Annotated in this window: 11 protein-coding genes and 1 tRNA gene; 6 read left to right on the forward strand and 6 right to left on the reverse strand. The window is 70.6% G+C overall.

The window, feature by feature from the left end; all coding sequences use genetic code 11:
• Positions 1-9 precede the first annotated feature (9 nt).
• Both ETAA1_RS20430 and ETAA1_RS20435 read right to left on the reverse strand, forming a co-directional pair.
• Positions 10-999 (reverse strand): DUF1559 domain-containing protein, encoded by a 990-nt coding sequence (locus tag ETAA1_RS20430; protein ID WP_202920288.1) that lies wholly within the window; start codon positions 997-999, stop codon positions 10-12.
• Between the two features lie 105 nt (positions 1000-1104).
• Positions 1105-1572 (reverse strand): hypothetical protein, encoded by a 468-nt coding sequence (locus ETAA1_RS20435; RefSeq protein WP_145241731.1) that lies wholly within the window; start codon positions 1570-1572, stop codon positions 1105-1107.
• Positions 1573-1725: 153 nt separating this feature from the next.
• Between ETAA1_RS20435 and ETAA1_RS20440 the strand changes: the two genes are divergently transcribed.
• Positions 1726-2328 (forward strand): hypothetical protein, encoded by a 603-nt coding sequence (locus ETAA1_RS20440; RefSeq protein ID WP_145241733.1) that lies wholly within the window; start codon positions 1726-1728, stop codon positions 2326-2328.
• On the opposite strand, the gene ETAA1_RS20445 is transcribed toward ETAA1_RS20440, so the two are convergent.
• Positions 2299-3009: a YceH family protein gene (locus tag ETAA1_RS20445; RefSeq protein ID WP_202920289.1), complete on the reverse strand. Its 711-nt coding sequence runs from the start codon at positions 3007-3009 to the stop codon at positions 2299-2301. The genes ETAA1_RS20440 and ETAA1_RS20445 overlap by 30 nt on opposite strands.
• Before the next feature lie 262 nt (positions 3010-3271).
• On the opposite strand from ETAA1_RS20445, the gene ETAA1_RS20450 reads away from it, so the two are divergent.
• From ETAA1_RS20450 to ETAA1_RS20460, 3 genes are all read left to right on the forward strand, one after another.
• On the forward strand, positions 3272-5854 hold the full coding sequence (locus ETAA1_RS20450; protein WP_145241737.1) for an ATP-dependent Clp protease ATP-binding subunit: 2583 nt from the start codon (positions 3272-3274) through the stop codon (positions 5852-5854).
• A gap of 128 nt (positions 5855-5982) precedes the next feature.
• Positions 5983-6055: transfer RNA gene (locus ETAA1_RS20455), tRNA-Met, on the forward strand.
• A 937-nt stretch (positions 6056-6992) separates the two neighbouring features.
• Positions 6993-16625: an Ig-like domain-containing protein gene (locus ETAA1_RS20460; RefSeq protein WP_202920290.1), complete on the forward strand. Its 9633-nt coding sequence runs from the start codon at positions 6993-6995 to the stop codon at positions 16623-16625.
• 336 nt (positions 16626-16961) lie between these two features.
• On the opposite strand, the gene ETAA1_RS32225 is transcribed toward ETAA1_RS20460, so the two are convergent.
• Positions 16962-17120 (reverse strand): hypothetical protein, encoded by a 159-nt coding sequence (locus tag ETAA1_RS32225; protein WP_202920291.1) that lies wholly within the window; start codon positions 17118-17120, stop codon positions 16962-16964.
• Positions 17121-17204: 84 nt separating this feature from the next.
• Here ETAA1_RS32225 and ETAA1_RS20465 point away from each other — a divergent pair, with 84 nt between their 5' ends.
• Both ETAA1_RS20465 and ETAA1_RS20470 read left to right on the forward strand, forming a co-directional pair.
• Positions 17205-17654 carry a YaiI/YqxD family protein gene (locus ETAA1_RS20465; RefSeq protein WP_145241741.1) on the forward strand — a complete coding sequence of 150 codons (450 nt, stop codon included), beginning with the start codon at positions 17205-17207 and terminating at the stop codon, positions 17652-17654.
• A complete protein-coding gene (locus tag ETAA1_RS20470) occupies positions 17651-18631 on the forward strand; it encodes an alpha/beta hydrolase (RefSeq protein WP_145241743.1) in 981 nt (326 codons plus the stop codon). Before ETAA1_RS20465 ends, ETAA1_RS20470 begins: the two co-directional genes overlap by 4 nt.
• A 124-nt stretch (positions 18632-18755) precedes the next feature.
• Here the strand turns inward: ETAA1_RS20470 and ETAA1_RS20475 are convergent, their stop codons facing one another.
• Both ETAA1_RS20475 and ETAA1_RS33015 read right to left on the reverse strand, forming a co-directional pair.
• A complete protein-coding gene (locus ETAA1_RS20475) occupies positions 18756-20774 on the reverse strand; it encodes a DEAD/DEAH box helicase (protein WP_145241745.1) in 2019 nt (672 codons plus the stop codon).
• A 134-nt stretch (positions 20775-20908) separates the two neighbouring features.
• Positions 20909-21433, reverse strand: a complete 525-nt coding sequence (locus ETAA1_RS33015; protein WP_238389266.1) for a hypothetical protein — start codon at positions 21431-21433, stop codon at positions 20909-20911.
• Positions 21434-21467 lie beyond the last annotated feature (34 nt).

Consider the following 21467-nt stretch of genomic DNA (forward strand, 5'->3'; position numbering starts at 1 on the left):
GGCTCCGGGTTAGAGGTCATTCAGCACTTCGCCGCCGGCGACGGTGGCGAGCGCCCGCCACGTGTTGACGGGCACGCGGTCGGTGACGAATCGCACCGAGCCGTCGGCGAGCAGCACGTTCACACCGCTGGTGTGGAAGCTGCGGGCGGCGACGAGCGCCTGGCTGTTGCTGGAGTTCTTGCAGTCCCACGCCCCGGCCTGGTTCGGCGTGAAGTGGTGGTTGTAGATGCTGAACGTGAGGTGCCCGTTGAGCCAGTTGTTGGCCCGGTCGGCGACCCACGTGCCGCTCCCGGGGCTCTGGCACAGCCCCGGCATGTCCGGCGAGCGGCTCGACGTGAGGTACGGCACCGTCGTCGCGGTGGTCACGCGGAGGATGGCCGTGCGCGGGTCGGGCGGGGCGGCGCCCGACGGCGGCGGCGAGCCGTTGCCGAGGAGCGACTCCGAAAACGCGGCCGTGTTCGAGAGCCCGTCGATCACGTCGGCGAACCGCCGTGGCGTGAGCTGGAACAGCCCGTCGCCGATGTTCAGGTGGACGGTGTCGGTGGCGTTCCCGGCCGCGTCGCGGAGGGTGCCGGTACCGTTCGTCACGAGATAGTTTGTGCCCTGCGTAGCGAAGCCCGGCACCTGCCCGTTGGCCGGGTCGCTGGGGCAGACGCCGAACGGCAGCCGAGTCGAGCCGGCCGTTACATTCGTGCCGGTGCTGATCGACACGTTGTAATCGACGAGTTGCCGCAGCGCGGCTTGCTCGCAGTACGGCAGGAGCCGAGAGAGCGCCGAGTGGACGAGCGACGACGTGAGCCGGGCCGGCGGCAACTTCTGCTCGGTGCCCTCGAAGTTGTGCATAGCCAGGCCGATTTGCTTCAGGTTGTTCTGACACTTGATGCGGGCGGCGGCCTCGCGGACCTTCTGGACGGCGGGCAGCAGCAGCCCGATCAGGATGGCGATGATGGCGATCACCACCAGGAGTTCGATGAGCGTAAAGGCACGGCGGCGGAGCACGACAGACCCCCTCACGGGATGCGACGCGATGGTGCGGGAACCGGCGGCGCGGGCGCGCGGCCGCCGGGGTACGGGACGATTCAGGAAGAACGCGGTTGGTGAGGGTCAGCCGCGCGGCGGGGGATCGGACGGATCGGTGACGAAGTGGGCTTCACCCGCGTCGGCCGGCGGCGCGAAGGCGGACGGGACCGGGAACGCGAGAGGAGCTACGGGTTCGGACGGCGGTACGGCGGGCAGTTCGGCGAGCACTCCAGCGGGCGACTCGCCCCGGCACTGGCGAGCCTTCCATGCCGCCACCCACGTCAGCGTATCGGCGACGGGCTTGGGGGCTTCTCGGGCTTTGCACTTCGGGCAGGCCGGCGGCTCCGGTTCCGGCTCAGGTTGCGGCGGTGGTGTCGTGCAGCAGCAATCGGGCGTCGTTCCGCAGGCGACGACGCACCCGCAGGCTTTCACCGCGCCGGCCTCGGACCGCAGCACAGGGAACCCGAACGCGCCGACCGCCTGCGCCAACACCAGCACGACCGCGAGCGCGGGTCGCGTGAGTCGTCGGAGGGTGCGGAACAGACGGGACATCGAAGAGCCGGTCCGGTGGGTGCTGCTGACTGTAGGCCCGCCGGACCACGAGTGCAAGCGGCGTGCGGCCGGAATTCCTCACGGCGGTCGGGGTTGACGCCCGGGCCGGCCGGCGGCATACGCCGGGTTCCGGGGACGGTACGGGGGAAGTTCATGGCCAGGGGCGTGTGGCTCGGCTGGGCGGCGGCCGTGTGCCTGACCGGGTGCGCCACCGCCCCGCCCGCGGACAACCCGACTGCCGTCCGCGGCTTGCGCGACGACTGCGAGAACCCCGTTCTCGTGTCGCCGGGCCAGCCGACCGCCGCGTCGTACCGCGAGGTGTTCGAGAAGTGCATCGAGGTGGTCGACGACTACTTCGAGATCGCGGCCGCGAACCCGCACGCCGGCGTCATCATTACCACGCCGCGGATCGCCCCGGGGTTCGAGCAAATCTGGAAGGGCGGCAACCCCGACCCGCGCGAGCGGCTGCTGGCGACGCTCCAGACCATCCGCCAGACGGCCGTCGTCACCATCCGCACGGGTGAGCGGGGCGGCTACCTCGTCGAGGTGGTCGTGGAGAAGGAGTTGGAAGACCTGCCGCGACCGAGCCGGCAGACAGTGGGGGCGGTCTTCCAGGAGGCGCCGACCGTGGACCGCGGGCTGGAAGTGATTCCGGCCGCCGCGGCCGCACCGACGGCCGGCACGGGCTGGTTCCGCGTCGGCCGCGACTTCGCACTCGAGCAGCAACTACTGCGGCGGATTCAATCCTGCCGGTGAGCCGGAGCCGCGGTTCTCCAGCGCCGCGACGCGCGTCGTCAGTTCTGCGACCAGCCGCTTCAGCGCCGTGATTTCCGCTTCTAGCCCGCCCGCCTCCACGCGAGCGCTTGCCCGCGGCGGCTCGGTTTCAGCGGGGGCATGCGCCTGCCGCGCCGACAGGCCCGCCGCCTCGTCGGGGCCGTGGAAGCCGTGCGTCACCAACGCCCCGCGGCGGTCCGGCGGGCCGAGGTAGACGACGAGCTTCCGCTCCGCCAGCGGCTTCAGCACTTCTTCCAGGTCGTCCAGCGTTTCGATCGCGGCCATGCGGCTGGCGCGGCCGCGGAGTTCGCCCTTCGTCTGTGGGCCGCGCAGCAACAACTCCGCGAGCACGGCCAGCTGCGGGCCGTTGCTCGTCCACACGTCGTAAAGCAGGTGCCGGAACTTGTCCACGCGGCCGCCCGTCAGCCGGTTCACGAGCCCCTTCTTCTGCAACGACGACAATACCTCCTCGACCTCGTCCTCCAGCAGGTCGAGCACCGGGTCGCGGTTGCTCTTCTGGTTGCACCCGGTGGTCAGCGAGTTGAGCGTCAGGGGGTACGCGTCGGCGGTCTTGGCCGTCTTCTGCTTCTCGACCAGCACGCCGAGAACGCGGCGCTCGTACTCGGGGAGCGGCTGCCACGGGGGGTTGGGGTCGGTGCTCATCGGCGGCCCTCGGTGGGGTGCGGGGCGTTGTTCTAGGGCGCCGGGCGGCCGACCGGTCGCCTTGATTCGCCCCGAACGACGGCTAGAATGTCCCGCGGCCAGACGCCCCTTTCCCGCGCCCGGGCCGCTCCGAATCCTTGTCGCCCCGTCGGCCCTCCAACCCGGGTCGAGCCCTTGCCGGACGCGGATTGGATGGCCCGGCCCGCCGCGCATAAGATGGGGACAGACGACGGCCCCGCGGCCGACCTCCGGAGACGGCTCGATGTATGAACGCTTCACGGACCGCGCCCGAAAGGTGATGCAGCTGGCCAACCAGGAGGCCCAGCGGTTCAACCACGAGTACATCGGCACCGAGCACGTCCTGCTCGGGCTGGTGAAGGAAGGCTCGGGCGTCGCCGCGAACGTGCTCAAGAACCTGGACATCGACCTGCGCAAGATCCGGCTCGAGGTCGAGAAGATCGTGCAGCACGGCCCCGGCGGCGACCAGGTGGTGATGGGCCGCCTGCCGCACACCCCGCGGGCCAAGAAGGTGATCGAGTACTCGGTCGAGGAGGCCCGGAACCTCAACCACAACTACGTCGGCACCGAGCACCTCCTCCTCGGCCTGCTCCGCGAGCAGGAGGGCGTGGCGGCGCAGGTGCTGATGAACCTGGGTCTCAAGCTCGAGGACGTCCGCGAGGAAGTCCTCAACCTGTTGGGGCACAACATGCCGAACGAGAGCGAGAACGAGGGCGGCCGCGGCGGCCGCGAGGGCGGCGGGCGCGAGGGCCGCGGCGAGGGCGGCAGCGGCGGCGAGCGCTCGTCGCGCACCAAGAGCAAGACCCCCGCGCTCGACAGCTTCGGCCGCGACCTGACCGAGCTCGCCCGCACCGGCAAGCTCGACCCGGTCATCGGCCGGGCCAACGAGATCGAGCGCGTCATCCAGATCCTGAGCCGCCGGCAGAAGAACAACCCCGTGCTGCTCGGCGAGGCCGGCGTCGGCAAGACCGCCATCGTCGAGGGGCTCGCCCAGCTGGTCGTGGACCAAAACGTGCCGGAACTCCTCCGCGACAAGCGGATCGTCGTGCTCGACCTGGCGATGATGGTCGCCGGCACGAAGTACCGCGGCCAGTTCGAGGAGCGGATCAAGGCCGTGATGAACGAGGTCCGGCGCGCCAAGAACACGATGCTGTTCATCGACGAGCTCCACACGCTCGTCGGCGCCGGCGGCGCGGAAGGCGCCATCGACGCCAGCAACGTCCTCAAGCCGGCGCTGGCCCGCGGCGAGATCCAGTGCATCGGCGCCACCACGCTCGACGAGTACCGCAAGTACATCGAAAAGGACGCGGCCCTGGCCCGCCGCTTCCAGCCGATCATCGTCAACCCGCCGTCGATGGCCGAGGCCGTCGAGATCCTGAAGGGGCTCCGCGACCGCTACGAGGCACACCACCGCGTACAAATCACCGACGCCGCCCTGAAGAGCGCCGTCGAGCTGAGCGAGCGGTACATCAGCGGCCACTGCCTGCCGGACAAGGCCATCGACGTGATCGACGAGGCCGGCGCCCGCGTGCGGCTCAAGGCCATGACCCGGCCGCCGGACCTGAAGGAGCTGGACGAGCAGATCGAGAAGCTCAACCAGGAGAAGGAAGCCGCGGTGATGGAGCAGGACTTCGAGAAGGCCGCCCACCTCCGCGACCAGGCCGAGAAGCTCCGCAAGAAGAAGGAGCAGACGACCAAGGAGTGGCGCGAGAAGGCCAAGGAGACCGACGGCGTCGTGGACGAGGAGGTGATCGCCGAGGTCGTCTCCAAGATGACCGGCGTGCCGCTCAAGAAGGTCGGCGAGGACGAGACGCGCCGCCTCCTGAACATGGAGGCCGAGCTGCACAACGCGGTGATCAGCCAGAACGAGGCGATCAAGGCCATCGCCAAGGCCGTGCGCAAGAGCCGCGCGGGCCTCAAGGACCCGAAGCGGCCGATCGGCAGCTTCATCTTCGCCGGCCCGACCGGCGTGGGGAAGACGCTGCTGGCCAAGCAGCTGGCGAAGTTCATGTTCGGCGACGAGAACAACATCGTTCAGCTGGACATGAGCGAGTACATGGAGAAGCACAACGTCAGCCGGCTGGTCGGCGCCCCGCCGGGCTACATCGGCTACGAGGAGGGCGGCCAGCTGACGGAGAAGATCCGCCGCAAGCCGTACTCGGTGGTGCTGCTCGACGAGATCGAGAAGGCCCACCCGGACGTGTGGAACATGCTGCTCCAGATCATGGAGGAAGGCCGGCTGACCGACAACGTGGGCCGCGTGATCGACTTCAAGAACACGATGCTCATCATGACCACGAACATCGGGGCCGAGACGATCGTGGCGTCGGACGACCTGAGCAGCCCGTTCACGAAGGGCGTGCGGAAGAACGACGAGGCCAGCTACCAGGACATGCAGAAGAAGCTGCGCGGCCGGATGGACAAGGAGTTCCGCCCCGAGTTCCTGAACCGCCTCGACGACATCATCGTGTTCCGGTCGCTGACGAAGGACGACCTGAAGGCGATCGTAAACATGGAGCTCGGCAAGGTCGCCAAGCGGCTCAAGGAGAAGGAGCTCACGCTGACGGTGACCGACGAGGCGAAGGACTACCTGATCGAGAAGGGGAGCAGCCTGGAGTTCGGCGCCCGGCCGCTGCGCCGGTCGATCGAGCAGCACCTGGAAGACATGCTTTCCGAGGAGTTGCTGAAGGGTTCGTTCCACGGCCAGGACACCATCACGGTTCGGCTGGCGGAGGTCGAGGGCGAGAAGAAGTTGACCTTCGACGCCACGAAAGTCGCCCCCGCTGCCGAGCCGTCGGTGGCGGTCGCTGCCACCGACGCGAAGTAACGCCAGGACGAGTGTCGATTCTTTGCCGGGCCGCGGGGGTATCCCGCGGCCCGGTTGCATTTTGCGACGAGGCCGAAAATAAACCCGCGGGCGGGTTGACTCTCCCGGCCCCGAGCTTAAGATGAGTGTGCGGGGTAGAGCAGTGGTAGCTCGGCAGGCTCATAACCTGCAGGTCGCGGCGTTCAATTCCCGCCCCCGCAACTCGACGACTCCGAGGCAACCCCTCGGAGTCGTTCCATTTCACTGTCCGCGTGTCGGAAATGCCGTCGTCCTGACGGTAAAAATTGGGTGAAACGGCAAAGTCACCCTTAAGCGCCTGGTCGGTCCTATTTATCATCACCGTACCGAAACACGACACGGATCGTTAGCCGCCCTCGCTCTCCCCTTTGCGGGCGGCCGGACTCACTCGACTGCTGGCCGATCAAGACAACCCACCACGCTGCCGCACCCCGGAGTGGCACCCATGCGCCGCACGACATCAACCAAGAAGCGTCTCGCAGCCATCGAGCCAGTCATACTTCGTCTGGAGGGGTTGGAAGCGCGTGATGTTCCAGCATCTTTCGTAAGCTTCACGGGTGCGACATACACCCAGAATTTCAACGCCTTGGGCACTACCACGATCACGAACCTCAACGGGGCAGAAGTTCAGTACCTGGACGAGGCGCCTGTGTCGGTGGCGAGTCTGAACGGCTGGGCGATTGACCGCACCGATGCAAATACAACAAATTTCCCGCTGACCGCCGGTACGGGTTCGAGTAACGCCGGTGGGGCGTACAACTTCGCGACCGCTGCGGTTCCGACAGATCGAGCCTTCGGAACCCTCCTAAGCGGGAGCTTCACCTCCACCATCGGCGTCGTGCTGCGAAATGACTCAGCCAACCCGATCACGACGTTGACAGTGTCGTTCAACAGCGAGCAGTACCGGCGGGGAGGGGGCTCGTCGTTTGAAGACCATCTCGACTTCGCGTTTCAACTCGGCGCCATCGATATTACTTCGGGCGGGACATGGATACCAATCAACGATCTCGACGCCACCTCCGCGATCATCTCTTCGACCGCGGTAAGCAGCATCGACGGAAACGCAGCGGGTCGTCTGGCGAAGTCATTCACGCTCGAGTTTTCGTCGGGCGCCTGGGCCGTGGGCCAGCTGCTCGTATTCCGCTGGGTTGACCTGAACGTCACAAGTAGTGACGACGGCCTCGCACTCGACGATGTCGTGTTCTCCACCGGTTCAGGTAGCGCGGCGCCTTCAGTCACCACCCAGCCGACGAACCAGTCGGTCACCGCGGGCGGAGTTGCCTCGTTCACCGCGGCCGCGAGCGGTTCGCCGACGCCGGGCGTGATCTGGCAGGTTAAGGTGCCTGGTGGCAGTTTCACGGACCTGATCAACGGGGGCGTCTACAGCGGCGTGGACACGAACACGCTGACCGTCACCGGTTCCAACGTGTCGCTCAGCGGCAACCTGTACCGGGCCGTCTACACGAACGGTAGTGGCAGCGCGACGACCGACGAGGTGAGCCTTACCGTCAACTCGGCCACGATCATGGTCTCGCCGGCGACGTTGCCGGACCCGGTCCTCTCGACGGCGTACTCCCAGTCCGTGACCGCTTCCGGCGGGAGTAACACGTTCGCGTTCAACGTCAGCGCGGGTGCCCTCCCCGACGGGCTAACCTTGTCCGGCGCCGGCGCCCTGACCGGCACGCCGACCCTGTCGGGCACGTACACATTCACGGTGCAGGCCACCGACGCCTTTGGCAGCACCGGAACCCGCCCCTACACCCTCGTCGTGCCGCTCGTCCTGAGCCCGGCGAGCCTGCCCGACGGCACCCTCGGAGTCGTCTACAGCCAAGCCGTCACCGTCGCCGGCGGCGTCGCTCCGTACCTGTTCTCCGTCTCGGCCGGCGCCCTCCCCGACGGGCTGACACTCGACACGAATAGCGGCACCATCACCGGCACGCCGAGCGTGGCGAACACGTTCAACTTCACCATCACGGCGACGAACGGCGCCGGCCGGTCGGGTAGCCGGTCGTACAGCGTGGTCGTCGCGCCGTCGGCGAGTGTGTCGTCGATCGTCCGCACGGCCGGGCCGGACACCAACGCCGCCGCGGTCAGTTGGACGGTGACGTTCAACCAGGCCGTGTCCGGGTTGGCCGACACGAACTTCACGCTGACGGACCTGTCGAACAGCCTCACCGGCGAGGGGATCACCTCGGTCGTCCCGGTCGGCGGGGCACCCGCGACGCAGTGGACGGTGACCGCCTCGACCGGCACCGGCGACGGCACGCTCCGTCTGAACGCGACCGACGCTGCCGGCGTGACACCGACGCTCATCAACCTGCCGACCAACGTCACCACGGCCGACTACGCCGTCGATAAGACCGCTCCGACGGTCGTGATCGGCGCGCCGTCCGTGTCGCTGACCGCGGGCGGTCCCGTGTCTTTCACCGTGACGTACACGGGGGCAGACAACATCACGTTGGCTCCTGGCGACGTGACGCTGAGCCCGACCGGCGGGGTGTCGGCGACGGTCGGCGTGTCCGGCTCGGGCAACACGCGAACGGTGACACTCACGGGCATCACCGGAAACGGCTCCATCGGTATCAGCCTTGTGGCGGGCACGGCTTCCGACAACGCCACCAACAGTGCCGCGGCCGCCGGGCCGAGCGCGACCGTTCAGGTCGACAACACGCCGCCGACGGTGGTGAGCGTGGACCGCTTCGGCGCCGCCAGCGTGACCAACGCGGGCACGGTGCAGTACACGGTGACGTTCAGCGAGGCGGTGAGTCTCGGCGCGACGCCGTTCACGACTACGACGACCGGCACGCTGTCCGGCGTGTCCGTGGAGAGCGTGGCCGGCGGCCCGACGGTGTACACGGTGACGGTGAACACCGGCTCAGGCGACGGCACAGTACGCCTGGACGTGCCGGCGGGGTCCACCGTACGTGACCCGGCCGGGAACGCCGTGGCGCCGTTCGCCGTCGGCGAGGTGTTCACGATCGACCGGACGGCCCCGGCCGTCACGATCGGAGCGCCCTCCGCGACGCTCACGGCCGGCGGCCCGGTGTCGTTCCTGGTCACGTACACCGACACGAATCTCATCCCGTTTACGCTGCTGGCGGCACAGGTTCAGCTGAACCGGACCGGCAGCGCGAACGCGACCGTGAGCGTGAGCGGCAGTGGCAACACGCGGGCGGTGACGCTGACGGGAATTACGGGCGACGGCACGCTCAGCATCAGCCTGCCGCCGGGCACGGCAGCGGACGCGGCCGGCAATCAGGCGACGGCGGCCGGCCCGAGTACGGCCGTGACCGTCGACAACACGGCCCCGACGGTCATGGCCGTGACCCGGGTGGGGAGCGCGCTCACGAACGCGGCGACGGTACGGTATTCGGTCACTTTCAGCGAAGCCGTCTCGGGGGTCTCGCCGGCCGGCTTCACGCCCGTGGGCGCGTCGCTGACGGGGCTTTCCGTCGTCAGCCCGGTGACGGGCGGCCCGAGCAACTACCTCGTCGACGTGAACACCGGCAGCGGCGACGGCGCCTTGGGGCTCGACGTGCCGGCCAATCTGTCCATCACGGACGCGGCCGGGAACGCACTGGCGACGACGTTCACCAGCGGCGAGAGTTTCACCCTCGACCGCACCGCCCCGACCGTGAGTATCGGTGCGCCGTCCGTCACGCTGACCCGCGGCGGCCCGGTATCCTTTACGATCACCTATTCCGACGCAAACGGGGTGACTCCGAGCCTCGTACCCGGGCAGGTGACATTGGACCCGACCGGCGGCGCGACCGCGACCATCGAGGTGACGGGAAGCGGCAACACCCGGACGGTCACGCTAACCAGCATCACGGGGAACGGTACGCTCGGCATCTCGATCGCGCCGAACACCGCCGCGGACGGGGCCACCAACCCGGCCCCGTCCGCCGGCCCGAGCGCCACGTTCACCGTGGACAACACGGCGCCATCGGTCACCAGTGTGGTGCGAGCTGCGGCGAACCCGACGAATGCCGCGTCGGCGCCGTTCACCGTGACCTTCGACGAGGACGTCGGCACCCCGGCGCTCGGCGCGTTCTCCCTGAGCAGCACCGGCACCCTGTCGGGCGCGAGCGTCACGTCGGTGACGCCGGTGAACGCCCGGACCTACACCGTCGCAGTGGCGACCGGCAGCGGCGACGGCACAATACGGCTCGACATCTCGTCGGCAGGTGGCATCACGGACACGGCCGGCAACCCGCTCGCCGTCGGGTTCACGACCGGTGAGGCGTTCACCGTCCTGAAGACCGCACCCGCCGTGGCCACGATCAGCCCCGCGAACGGCAGCGTCGTCGGCCCCATCGGCTATGGCGGCTCCGTCAGCGGCACCGCGGCCGACGCCCTTGGCGGCACGGTGCCGTCCGTGTCTGTCACCATCCGGCGCTCGTCGGACTCGATGTTCTGGACCGGGTCCGCGTGGGCCAGCAGCGGCAGCCTCGCCGCGGCGGTGAGCGGCACGGCGTGGTCGGTCCCCTTCCCTCCCGCGGCTCAGGACACCGGTCTCACGTACACGATCAGCAGCACGGCGACCGACGCCGCCGGAAACGACCGAACGGCCGTAGCGGTGGCCTACCAGTGGGACGCCGCCCCGGCCGCGGCGACCGTCGCGCTCGCCGGGAGCGTGTTCGGCCCCGGCAACTGGTCCGGAAATGTCGGCGGAGATGCGACGGACACCGGCCCGGCTGGCGTGGCGGTCGTTCACGTGGTCGTCACACGCTCCGCGGACGGCTTCAGCTACGACTCGACGACCCAGACCTGGGCCGCCGGCGCGTTTACGAACGCGGTGACGCCGGCCGGCGGTGCCTGGTCCCTGCTCGTGCCAACGACCCAGCTCGCCCACGATGTCAGTTACACCGTTACCGCGGCTGCCGTGGACGCCGTCGGGAATGAGCAGGGCAGCCCCGCGTCGGGGACGTTCAGCTTCGACGACGTTGCCCCGATATCCGCTGTCACGACACCGGTCGCCGCATTCGTCGGGCCGGCCGCGTGGCCGGCGTCGAGTCAGATCGCGGGCATCGTCAGCGACTCCGGCAGTTCGAGCGTCGCTGGCGTCGCGGTCCGCATCGTTCGGTCGTCGGACGGGTTCTTCTGGGACGGCAGCACCTGGCAGGCGGCCCCCACGAGCGTCGCCGCAACGGTATCAGCCGGCTCGTGGTCCTACACACTCCCCACGGCTGCCCTCACTGACGGGGTGACGTACACCGTCACGAGCACCGCGACCGACGGCGCCGGGAACGTTCAGGCAGCACCCGGTAGCCGGTCGTTCACGTGGGACGCAGCCATCCCGAGTCAGACAATCACGACGCCCACTGCGGGGTCGTTTGTGAATCCAGTCGGTTTCACCGGCTTCACAGGCACCACGGCCGACCCCGGCGCCGCCGCGTCCGGCGTCGCCACCGTGAGCCTGACGTTGACCCGCACCTCCGACGGCTTAGTGTGGAACGGAGTTGCGTTCGTGAGCGGCTCGGCGTCCGTGCTCGCCTCCATCGCCGGCGGCAACTGGTCGTACAGTTTCAACCCAGCTGACCTCGCGGACGGAGTCACGTACACCCTCGATGCGACCGCCCGCGATGTGGCCGGGAACGTGGGAACGTCCGACGTCACGTCCTTCACCCTGGACGCGACCGGGCCGACCGTCACGATCAGCGTTCCAGCCGCGGGCTCGACGGTCACCGCTTCCGGCTGGGGCGGCCTCGCCGGCAGCGCGGCCGACGGCGGGGCGGGCGTGCAACTTGTTGAATTCCGTGTCCTCACGGCCGGCGGCCTGGTGTGGAACGGCGGGGCGTTCGCCGCCACCGGGAGTTGGTTCGCCGCGACCGGCACCACAACCTGGTCCGACGCCTTCGCGTTCACCAACTTCCCCGCTGCCGGCGGCTACCGAGTCGAGGCCCGTGGCCGGGATACCGTCGGCAACATCGGCCCAGTCACGTCCGTCGACTTCACCGTGAACGTGCCCGAGGTGACGACCATCGCGCGGCTGACACCGTCGGTGGCAGTCTCGAACACGACCGCCCCGGTCACCTGGCGTGTCAACTTCTCCGACCCCGTTTCCGGTGTGACCGCCGCGAACTTCGCACTCGTCGGGTCGTTCGCCGCCGGCGCCGCGATCACCAACGCAACTCCGGTCGGCGGGGCGGCGCCGGCCGTCGCCTGGGACGTGACCGCGAGCACCCCTGCGGCCGGCACGGGCGACCTCGGCCTCAATTACGTGTCGAACGTGAACCTCACGCCGGTCGTCGCATCGGCGACCGTCGTCGGTGCGGTCTACACACTCGACCGCCTCGCCCCGACCGTCGCGGTCTCGAACGATGCCCCGGGTGCGGTGATCCGTGTGAACCAAGCGGTCCGCTACACCGTCACCTTCGCCGACGACACCGGCATTGGCGTACTCGGGCTCACGCCCGGGGACGTGACCAACGCCGTCACCGCGGGCGCGGCGCCGTTCGGCGTCAGCGGGTTCACGTTCGACTCGGTTGCCACCTACACGTTCGACGTGACCCTGACCGGCGAGGGCGACTTCCGCCTGCGGCTCGCCGCCCCTGTGGTCATCGATGTGGCCGGTAACCCGCTCAGCGTCCCCGTCACCGATACCACCTTGCTCGCCGCGGACGGAACCGCCCCGACTGTCTTGTCGGTCGTGCCCGTCGGCTCGAGCCCGACCGCGGCCGCGACCGTCGCCTACACCGTCACGTTCTCCGAGCCCGTGACCGGGGTAGGCGGCGCCGACTTCTTCGTCACCACAACGGGCTCTATCGTACCCGGGGCGGTGTCGGTGTCGGGTAGCGGCAGCACGTACACCGTGACACTGGGCACCGGCACCGGAGACGGCACGCTCCGGCTCGACGTGTTGAACGACGGCACGATTCTCGACGCCGCCGAGAATCCGCTCGCCACCGGGTTCACGACCGCTGCCGCGATCACCATCGACCGGACCGCCCCGACGGCGAGCATCGCCCTCGCCGCCGGCCAGCCAACGCCCACCCACGAGCAGCCGGTCCGGTACGTAGTCACATTCTCGGAACCAGTCTCCGGCTTCGAAGCGGCCGACGTCGCACTCGTCGGCACGGCCGGCGGGATCGCCACCGCCACGACGTCGGTCACGAACCCGAGCGGAGACGACCGGACGTACCTCGTCGCCGTGTCTGGCCTGACCGCCGACGGGACGGTCGGCTTCATCGTGCCCGCCGGCGCCGCGGCAGACGCCGCCGGCAACCTGTCCGCGGTCGCCGTCTCGTCCCCGACGGTTACGCTCGACCTGACAGCACCGTTCGTCACGGGCATCACCCGCCTCGGCTCGACACCCACGAATGCCTCGTCGGTCGGCTACGCGGTGATCTTCTCGGAAGCCGTTAGTGGCGTGGACCTGGGCGACTTCGCGATCGTCACCACCGGCCTGAGCGGGGCGTCGATCACAAGTGTCGGCGGGGGAGGCACGAGTTGGACGGTGTTGGTCAGCACCGGCAGCGGCAGCGGCACCCTCCGGTTGGACCTGCGGCCGGCCGCCACCGTGACCGACACCGCGGGCAACAGCCTCGTCACAGGCGGATTCACGGGCGAAGTGTACGACCTCGACCGCACGCCGCCGGCCGCCACAATCGTGGCGCCGACGCCGGCCCTGCGGAACACGCCCGTCGGCGGCATCACCGTAACGTTCGACCAGGCCGTGACTGGCCTGGACGCGACCGACTTCGCCCTGACCCGCGACGGACTCCCGATCAACCTGTCCGTCGCTCAGCTGTCGGGTGGCGGCTCCGTCTATGCGCTCGGCAACCTCGCCGGGCTCACCGGCGTCGGCGGTGTCTACGTCCTGACCTTGACCGCAACCGGCTCCGGCGTCACCGACGCGGCCGGCAACGCGCTTGCTGCGGACGCCGGCACCACCTTCACGGTCGATGTCGCGGCGCCGACCGTCACCATTACGCCCGTCGTCGCCGGTCCGACGAACGCCGGCACGGTCGCGTTCACCGTCGGCTTCAGCGAAGCCGTACTCGGCGTGGACACCGACGCGGCCGGCGGCTTCGTCTTCTTTGCCGTCACCGGCACGGCCCCTGGTGCGAGCATCCTCAGCATCGTGCCCGGAACGGCCGGCCTGTTCACCGTCACGGTCGCCACCGGCGTCGGAGAAGGAACCGTCGGTCTGGTGCTGGGCGCGAACACGGTCATCTCCGACGGGGCCGGTAACGCCGTCGGCGGGCTCCCCGCCGCGAGCGGCTTCACGACCGTCGATCACGTGCGGCCGACCGTCTCGATCACCGACGGCGACGCCGACGGGGTCGTGGCCCTGAACGTCGGGGTCACATTCACCGTGGACGTACTCGACGCCGGCGGCGTACTCGGCACGCTGACCGCAAGCGACTTCGAGAACGCCGGCAGCGCGGGCGCCACGGTCGGGGCGGTCACCGAAAACACCATCAGCGGCGGCAAGCGGTTCACGCTCGCGGTCACGCCGACGTCGGGCGGCACGCTCCAATTGCGGCTCAGGGCCGGGGCCGCTGCTACCGACGCCGCGGGTAACGCCCCGGTGCTGCCGGCGACGGGCCGCGTCCTGGCCGTGGACGCCGCCGCCCCGACCGTCACCGTCGCCCGCGCCGCCGGGCAAGCCGCGGTCACCAACTCGCAGTCGGTACGGTTCGCGGTCGCGTTCAGCGAACAGGTCGTCGGATTCGGGCCGGGCGGCGTCCAACTCGGCGGGCCGGGCGCGGCCGGGGCGACGGTGGGTGTCAGCGGCGACGGGCAGACGTTCGTCGTCACCGTGTCCGGCCTCTCGGCCGACGGGCTGGTCACACTCACCGTCCCCGCCGGCGTCGTCACCGACGTGGCCGGCAACCTCAACACCGGGTCCACGGGCGGTGACAACGCGGTGACACTCGACACCGTCCCGCCCGCCGTCGGCAGCCCCGCTCTCGACCCGGCCAGCGACACCGGCGCGGCCGACGGCGTCACCGCCGACGCCACCCCGACGTTCACCGGGTCCGCCGAAGCCGGCGCGACCGTCGAACTCTTCGAGGGGAGCACCCGGCTCGGCACCGCGACCGCCACGGCGGCCGGCTGGACGATCACGAGCAGTCTCCTCGGCGACGGGCCGCACACGGTGTTCGCCCGCGCCACCGACGCGGCCGGGAACGTCTCCGACTCCGCGCCGGTCACCGTAACCGTCGACACCACGCGCCCGGCGGTGAGCGTGACCCGCGGCCCCAGCCAGGCCGCGACAGTGCTCGGCACCGCCGGCGGCGTCAGCGTCACCTTCACCGTCACCATCACGCAGGCGGTCGGCCCGCTCGACCCGGCAGCGGTGAGCGTCGTCGGGACGGCCGGCGGCACGGTCACCGGTGTCAGCGGAAGCGGCACCACGTTCCTGGTCACGGTCGGTGGTATCACCCGGCCCGGCGGCGTGTCCGTTGCCGTCGCCGCGGGCGCCGCTGCCGACGCCGCCGGGAACCCGACGCTGGCTTCGCCGGCCGGCGAGGTCGTCGCCGTGCAGTACGCAACGACAACCGTCGTCACCGTGCCGGGCGAGCCGGTCCGCGCCGGCGAGTTGCTGCCGATCGGCGTCCTCGTCTCGCACACCGCCGGCGTGCCGGTCAGCGGCACGGTCACGGTCACCCTTAGCGGTCCGGGTGGGAGCTTCACGCAGACCGTGCCGGCACTCGGCGCTGCGGTCGCGTTCACCGGCGTACCCGCCGGCGGCTACGCGGTAACCGCCGCGTTCGCCGGTACCGGCGGGTTCCTCGACAGCACGGGTACTGCGGGCGTCACCGTACTCCCGGCACTGCCGAAGGGGCAGAACAGCACCGGCGTCTACGCCGCCGTCACCGGCAGCACGGTCACCCTGTTCGAGGCCGACGGCTCCGTCCGCGGCACGGTCCAGCCGTTCACCCGCGACGAATCGCCGTTCGGCGTCCGGGTCGCGGTGGCGGACGTGACCGGCGACGGCGTCCCCGACGTGATCGCCGGCACGGCCCCGGGCGTGCCCGCCGCAGTCCGCGTCCTCGACGGCGTGACCGGCGCCACGCTGTTCTCGCGCGACGTCTTCGAGGGCTTCACCGGCGGCGTGTACGTCGCGGCCGGCGACATGAACGGCGACGGCAAGTCGGAGATCGTCGTCACCCCGGACCAGGGCGGCGGCGCCCGCGTGCTCGTGTTCGACGGCGCGACGGGCACCCAGCTCGCCAGCTTCTTCGGCATCCAGGACCCGAACTTCCGCGGCGGCGCCCGCGTGGCCGTGGGCGACCTGAACGCGGACGGCGTGGCCGACCTGCTGGTCTCGGCCGGGTTCGGCGGCGGGCCGCGCGTCGCCGGTTACGACGGCGCGAGCGTCGCGGCCGGCCAGGAGCCGAAGAAGCTGTTCAACGACTTCTTCCTGTTCGCCCCGGACCTGCGGGACGGCGTGTTCGTGACGGTCGGCGACGTGGACGGCGACGGGTACGGCGACGTGATCGGCGGGGCCGGCCCCGGCGGCGCCCCGCGCGTGCTGACGCTCAGCGGCTTCGACCTGGTGACCAGCAACACCCTGACGCCGGTGGCGAACTTCTTCGCCGGGCCGACGACCCTGCGCGGCGGCGTGCAGGTGACCGCCAAGGACTTCGACGGGGACGGCCGCACGGACCTGGTCACCGGCTCCGGCGACACCGGCGCCGTGTTCGTGTACGGGAACGCCGCCCTGAACGCCGCCGACCCGCAGGCGGACGGCGGGCTGGACATGCTGCCGGGGCTGCTCCCGGGCGTCCGCGTGGGATAGGTGGGCGCGACGGCGGTGTCGGCGGCAACTCATCCAGACGCGGGTGAGCGCGTCGGCGGCGCGGAAGGCAGTCGATTCGCGCTCGGACTTCAACAGCCGCCGCAGCGCCCGAACGGCGGCGGTGAACGACGCGGCAATCGCGGCCCGCGAATCGGCGAAGGCCAGGGCCGTGGCCGCGCCGGCCCGCGCGGTGCGGACCAGCTCGTCGATCGGCAGTTCGGCGATAGCGGGGCGTGCGGCCCCGGTGCCGGCGGCGGCCATGCGAGCACCTGGGTGTGAAGACAGGGACGGGGCGAAGAGGTGTACAAACGAACCGTAAGCTCCCACTTCGGGAAGTCAAATCGGAATCTCGAAGAAGTTCGGCACGCTGGGCTTCCGTTTGACCCCGGTCCGCGCTAGTACCACACCGCTAGACGCCAGCTTTCCCGGCCGGTTGTCCGAGCCCTCGTCCCACACCCGCGCCACGAGTTTCAGCTCGCGGGCGACCTGGCCCACGACGGACTCGATCTCGTAGACCCGGTTCGATCGGTAGAATGCGCATCAGACCCGGCCGGCGGACGGCCGTCAACTGGAGTGCCCGTGCCGACACTGTACCTCGACGCCGACGCCTGCCCCGTGAAGGACGAGGCTTACCGCGTCGCCGCCCGGTACACGGTGCTGACGGTCGTGGTCGCCAATTCGCACATGCGCGTGCCCGCCGGGCCGCTCGTCGAGCTGGTGGTGCGGACCGGGTTCGGCGCGGCCGACGACCACATCGCCGAGGTGTGCGGCCCCGGAGACGTGGTCGTGACGGCCGACATCCCGCTGGCCGGGCGGGCGCTGCTGAAGGGGGCGCGGGTGCTCGACCCGCGCGGCCGCGAGATCACCGACAACGAGATCGGCGCGGCCCTCGGCATGCGCGAGTTGATGGAGGAACTCCGCGCGCGCGGCGAGGCGAGCGGCGGGCCGTCGCCCATGAGCGCAAAGGACCGCTCGCGCTTCCTGGGGAAGCTTGACGAGGTGCTGGTCGCCGTGCGGAGGGGGCGATGACGCGCCGCTTCGCGTGGGCCCGCCGGCACCCGTGGCGGACCACGGCGGTGGTTCTGCTCACGGGGGTGGTGCTCGTGAACGTGGTGGCGTACCGGCACGCGCGGGCGATGCTGGCGTTCGCCACCGACGGCGCCAAGACGGCGCCGCCCGAGGGGCTAACAGCGTGGGGCAAGGCGAAGGCACTGGCGCTCGGCGTCACCGTGCCGCGGCCGGCGCTTGGGCGAACGCCGAGTGACAGCGGGCTGTCAGCGGAGACGGTGCGGTTCGCCGCCGGCGGCGTGAACTTGGAGGCGTGGCTCGTCGCGCCGCCGGGGGCGAAGGGGACGGTGATCCTGTTCCACGGCTACGCGGCGTGTCGGTCGGCGCTGCTGCCAGAGGCAGCGGCCGTGGTGGAACTCGGGTACGCGGCGCTCGTGGTGGACTTCCGCGGCGCCGGCGGGTCAGACGGCTCGGACTGCACCCTCGGCCACGACGAAGCGCGGGACGTGGCCGCGGCGCTACGGTTCGCGCGTGAGCGGAAGCTGCCGGGGCCGGTGGTGCTGTTCGGGCAGTCGATGGGCGGCGCGGCGGTGCTGCGGGCCGTCGGCGCGCTCGGGGCCGACCCGGACGGCATCGTCGTGGAGGCGGTGTTCGCGCGGACGCTGACGACGGTGCGGAACCGCTTCGCGCTGATGGGCCTGCCGTCGTTCCCGGGGGCGGAGATGCTGGTGTTCTGGGGCAGCGTCCGCGGCGGGTTCGACGCCTTCGCCCACGACCCGGCCGAGTACGCCCGCGGCTGCCGCGTGCCGGCGCTGGTGCTGCACGGCGGCGCCGACCGAAACGCGACGCCGGCCGAGGGGCGGGCGATCTTCGAGGCCCTGCCCGACCGCAAGGAACTGGTGGTGTTCGACGGCGTCGGCCACACATCGCTGTGCGCCGCGGACCGGCCGCGGTGGGCGGCCGCGGTGGGGCGGTTGGTGGGGTCGGTGAGCAAGTGAGCGGGGTCGCGTCAGCGCCCCGTGCGAACCCGCGCCTTCAAGCAACGGGTTCGCACGGGGCGCTGACGCGACCCCGCTCGGGATCTGTTAACTCGCCACGCAGACGGCGTTGGCGCGACGCCGCTTACTCTTCGTCTTCCGCCCACGGCCGCGGGCGTGGGCCGCCGAAGCCGCCGCGCGGCGGCGGACCGCCGAAGCCCCCACCACCCGGCGGCGGGCCGCCGAACCCGCCGCCACCCGCAGGCCGGTAGCCGCCGCCCGGCCGGAAGCCGGCGGGGCCGCCCGGAGCGGGGCCGGGGCGGAAACCGCCACCACCACCGCCACCCTCACGCTGGTCGCGGCGGCACATCACCGGCCGGCCGCGCAGCCGCACCCCCTGCATGCACTCGACCACGTAGTCGGCCGCGTCCTCCGGCACCTCCACCAGCGAGAAGCGGTCCGTTACCTCGATCGCGCCGATGTCCTGACCCGGCACGCCCGCGGTGTTGGCGATCGCCCCCACCAGGTCGCGCGGCAGGATGCCCGCCTCGCGGCCGAGGCTGAAGAACAGCCGGGCCGTCGGCGGGCCGCCGTCGCCGCGGCGCGGGTTCGGCCGCGGCGGCCCGCCCGGCTCCTGCCGGAACGGCGGCGCCCCCTGCGGGTAGAACGGGGCGCCTTGCCGCGGCCCGTCGAAGCGTTGCGGCCGCGGCGGCGCCGGGAAGCGCTCCCGCAGCGGCGGCGGGGCGGGGATCTCCACCTCCGCGTCCTTGGCGTCACCCGTCTCGGCGTCGTGGGCCAGCTTCACGGCCGCAAGCGCGATGTCCACGACGTCGAACTCCGCCGACAGCGTCTCGACGATCACGCGGAATTGGTCCGTCTCACCGCCTTCGATGACTTCGCGGATCGCCTGGCGGGTCAGTTCCATGCGGCGGGCCTTCAGGTCGGCCACGGTCGGCACGCGGCCGACCTCGATCTTGCGGTTCGTCACCCGCTCGATGTTCTTCAGCAGCCGGTGCTCCTTCGCCTCGGCCAGGGTGATCGCGGTCCCCTCGCGGCCGGCCCGACCCACGCGGCCGATGCGGTGGACGTAGGTCTCCACCTCCGCCGGGATGTGGAAGTTCACGACGTGCGTGAGGTGCTCCACGTCGAGCCCGCGGGCGGCCACGTCGGTGGCCACGAGCAGGTCCACGGTGCCGCTACGGAACATCCGCATGACGCGGTCGCGGTGCTCCTGCGACAGGCCGCCGTGCAGCGCCTCGGGGCGGTAGCCGCGGGCCGCGAGCGTTTCGGTCAGTTCGTCCACTTCCGTGCGCGTGCGGCAGAACACGAGCGCGGCCGCGGGCGCCTCCACGTCGAGGACGCGGACTAGCGTGGCGAGCTTGTACTGCCGCGGCACGAGGTAGGCGACCTGCTTCACCTTCGGCATCTGCCCGGGGGCGACGGGCTCCTGCGACACGCGGACGGTGGCCGGGGCGCGGAGGTGCTTGCGGGCGATGGCCTCGATCCGCGGCGGCATCGTCGCCGAGAACAGCATCGTCTGCCGCTCCTTCGGCGTCTCGTTGAGGATCGCCTCGATGTCCTCGGCGAAGCCCATGTCGAGCATCTCGTCGGCCTCGTCCAGCACGACGACCGACACGCCGGCGAGCTTGAGGGTCCCGCGGCGAAGGAAGTCGAGGGCGCGGCCGGGCGTGGCGACCACGACGTCGACGCCGCGGTCGAGCGCGCGGGCCTGCTGGCCCATGGCGGCACCGCCGTACACAGGCAGCACGCGGGTGCTGTACGGCCGGCCGTACTTGTGCACGGCTTCGGCCACCTGCATCGCCAACTCGCGGGTCGGCACGAGGATGAGGGCGGCGGGCTTCACCTTGGAGGTGTTGGCTGCGAGGCGCTGAATGAGCGGCAGGGCGAACGCGGCCGTCTTGCCGGTGCCGGTGGCGGCGAGGCCGACGATGTCGGTCCCCTGGAGGACGAGCGGGATCGCCTCCCTCTGGATGGGCGTCGGCTCCTCGTACCCGAGGACGGTGAGCGCGGCGAGCAACTTCGCGTCGAGCCCGAGGCCGGCGAACTTCGACTCGGCGACGGGTTCGGGCTTCGGCGGCTCGACCGCTGCCGGCTCCGGCGGCACCGCGGGCTCGGCGGGGGGCGTGGGTTCGGGGTCGGTCATGGTGTCTCGTCGGTGGAGGTGCCGTAAAAGATTTGTTGTAGTGACGCCGGCGCCGAACGGCCGGCTGAAACAGCCCGACTCGCCGCGACCGTGAACGCGGGCGGAGGGCTGACCGCGTTCGAATATTCCCTCGGCTACTCCTTACCGAGTACCAGATCGACCACCCAACAGCCGCGGACGTGCGGCCCCGGGCCGCGGCAGTGGCCGAGCACGTCGGCGTCGGCGCAACCTGCGTCCTCCAGCGCGTCGGCCAGCACCGGTATCGGGCCGAAGTCGCGCGACTCGTACATGCCGCGTGCGAGGCCGACGACCGCCTCGGTGCGCCACGACGGGTCGAACGGGACGGGTCGGAACGGGTTCCCGAAGATATCACGGACCAGGTCACGCGTCGCCTCACGCTCTTCGCGAAGCGGGTATGCGTTGCCGACGAATCCGAGGATGTAACGAGCGGCTGGGGCGGGGTACGTGAGGAATCTGACGTAGTCCTCTCGAACCGACCAGACCGCCTCGAGTTCCTCTGCCGTCGCTCCACCGTCCGCGAAACGCTCGACCAGATCGATGATGGCGTAGCGGCCGGGGGCCGAAACACCCCGGAGCGCCCACCGCACCCGCGCCGCCCCGAGCAGCCGCGCCTTCCGCTCGCTCGCGCGATCCTGCATGTGATTGAGCAACGGCAACGGGCTGCGTACTCGT

This window comes from Urbifossiella limnaea (assembly GCF_007747215.1).
In the GTDB taxonomy this organism is placed as follows: Bacteria; Planctomycetota; Planctomycetia; order Gemmatales; family Gemmataceae; genus Urbifossiella; species Urbifossiella limnaea.

Excerpts from the sequence above, each read along its gene's own strand:
- ETAA1_RS20435 (WP_145241731.1), bottom strand. The coding sequence starts at position 1,572 with ATGTCCCGTCTGTTCCGCACCCTCCGACGACTCACGCGACCCGCGCTC.
- ETAA1_RS20440 (WP_145241733.1), top strand. The coding sequence starts at position 1,726 with ATGGCCAGGGGCGTGTGGCTCGGCTGGGCGGCGGCCGTGTGCCTGACC.
- ETAA1_RS20445 (WP_202920289.1), bottom strand. The coding sequence starts at position 3,009 with ATGAGCACCGACCCCAACCCCCCGTGGCAGCCGCTCCCCGAGTACGAG.
- ETAA1_RS20450 (WP_145241737.1), top strand. The coding sequence starts at position 3,272 with ATGTATGAACGCTTCACGGACCGCGCCCGAAAGGTGATGCAGCTGGCC.
- ETAA1_RS20470 (WP_145241743.1), top strand. The coding sequence starts at position 17,651 with ATGACGCGCCGCTTCGCGTGGGCCCGCCGGCACCCGTGGCGGACCACG.
- ETAA1_RS20475 (WP_145241745.1), bottom strand. The coding sequence starts at position 20,774 with ATGACCGACCCCGAACCCACGCCCCCCGCCGAGCCCGCGGTGCCGCCG.
- ETAA1_RS33015 (WP_238389266.1), bottom strand. The coding sequence starts at position 21,433 with ATGCAGGATCGCGCGAGCGAGCGGAAGGCGCGGCTGCTCGGGGCGGCG.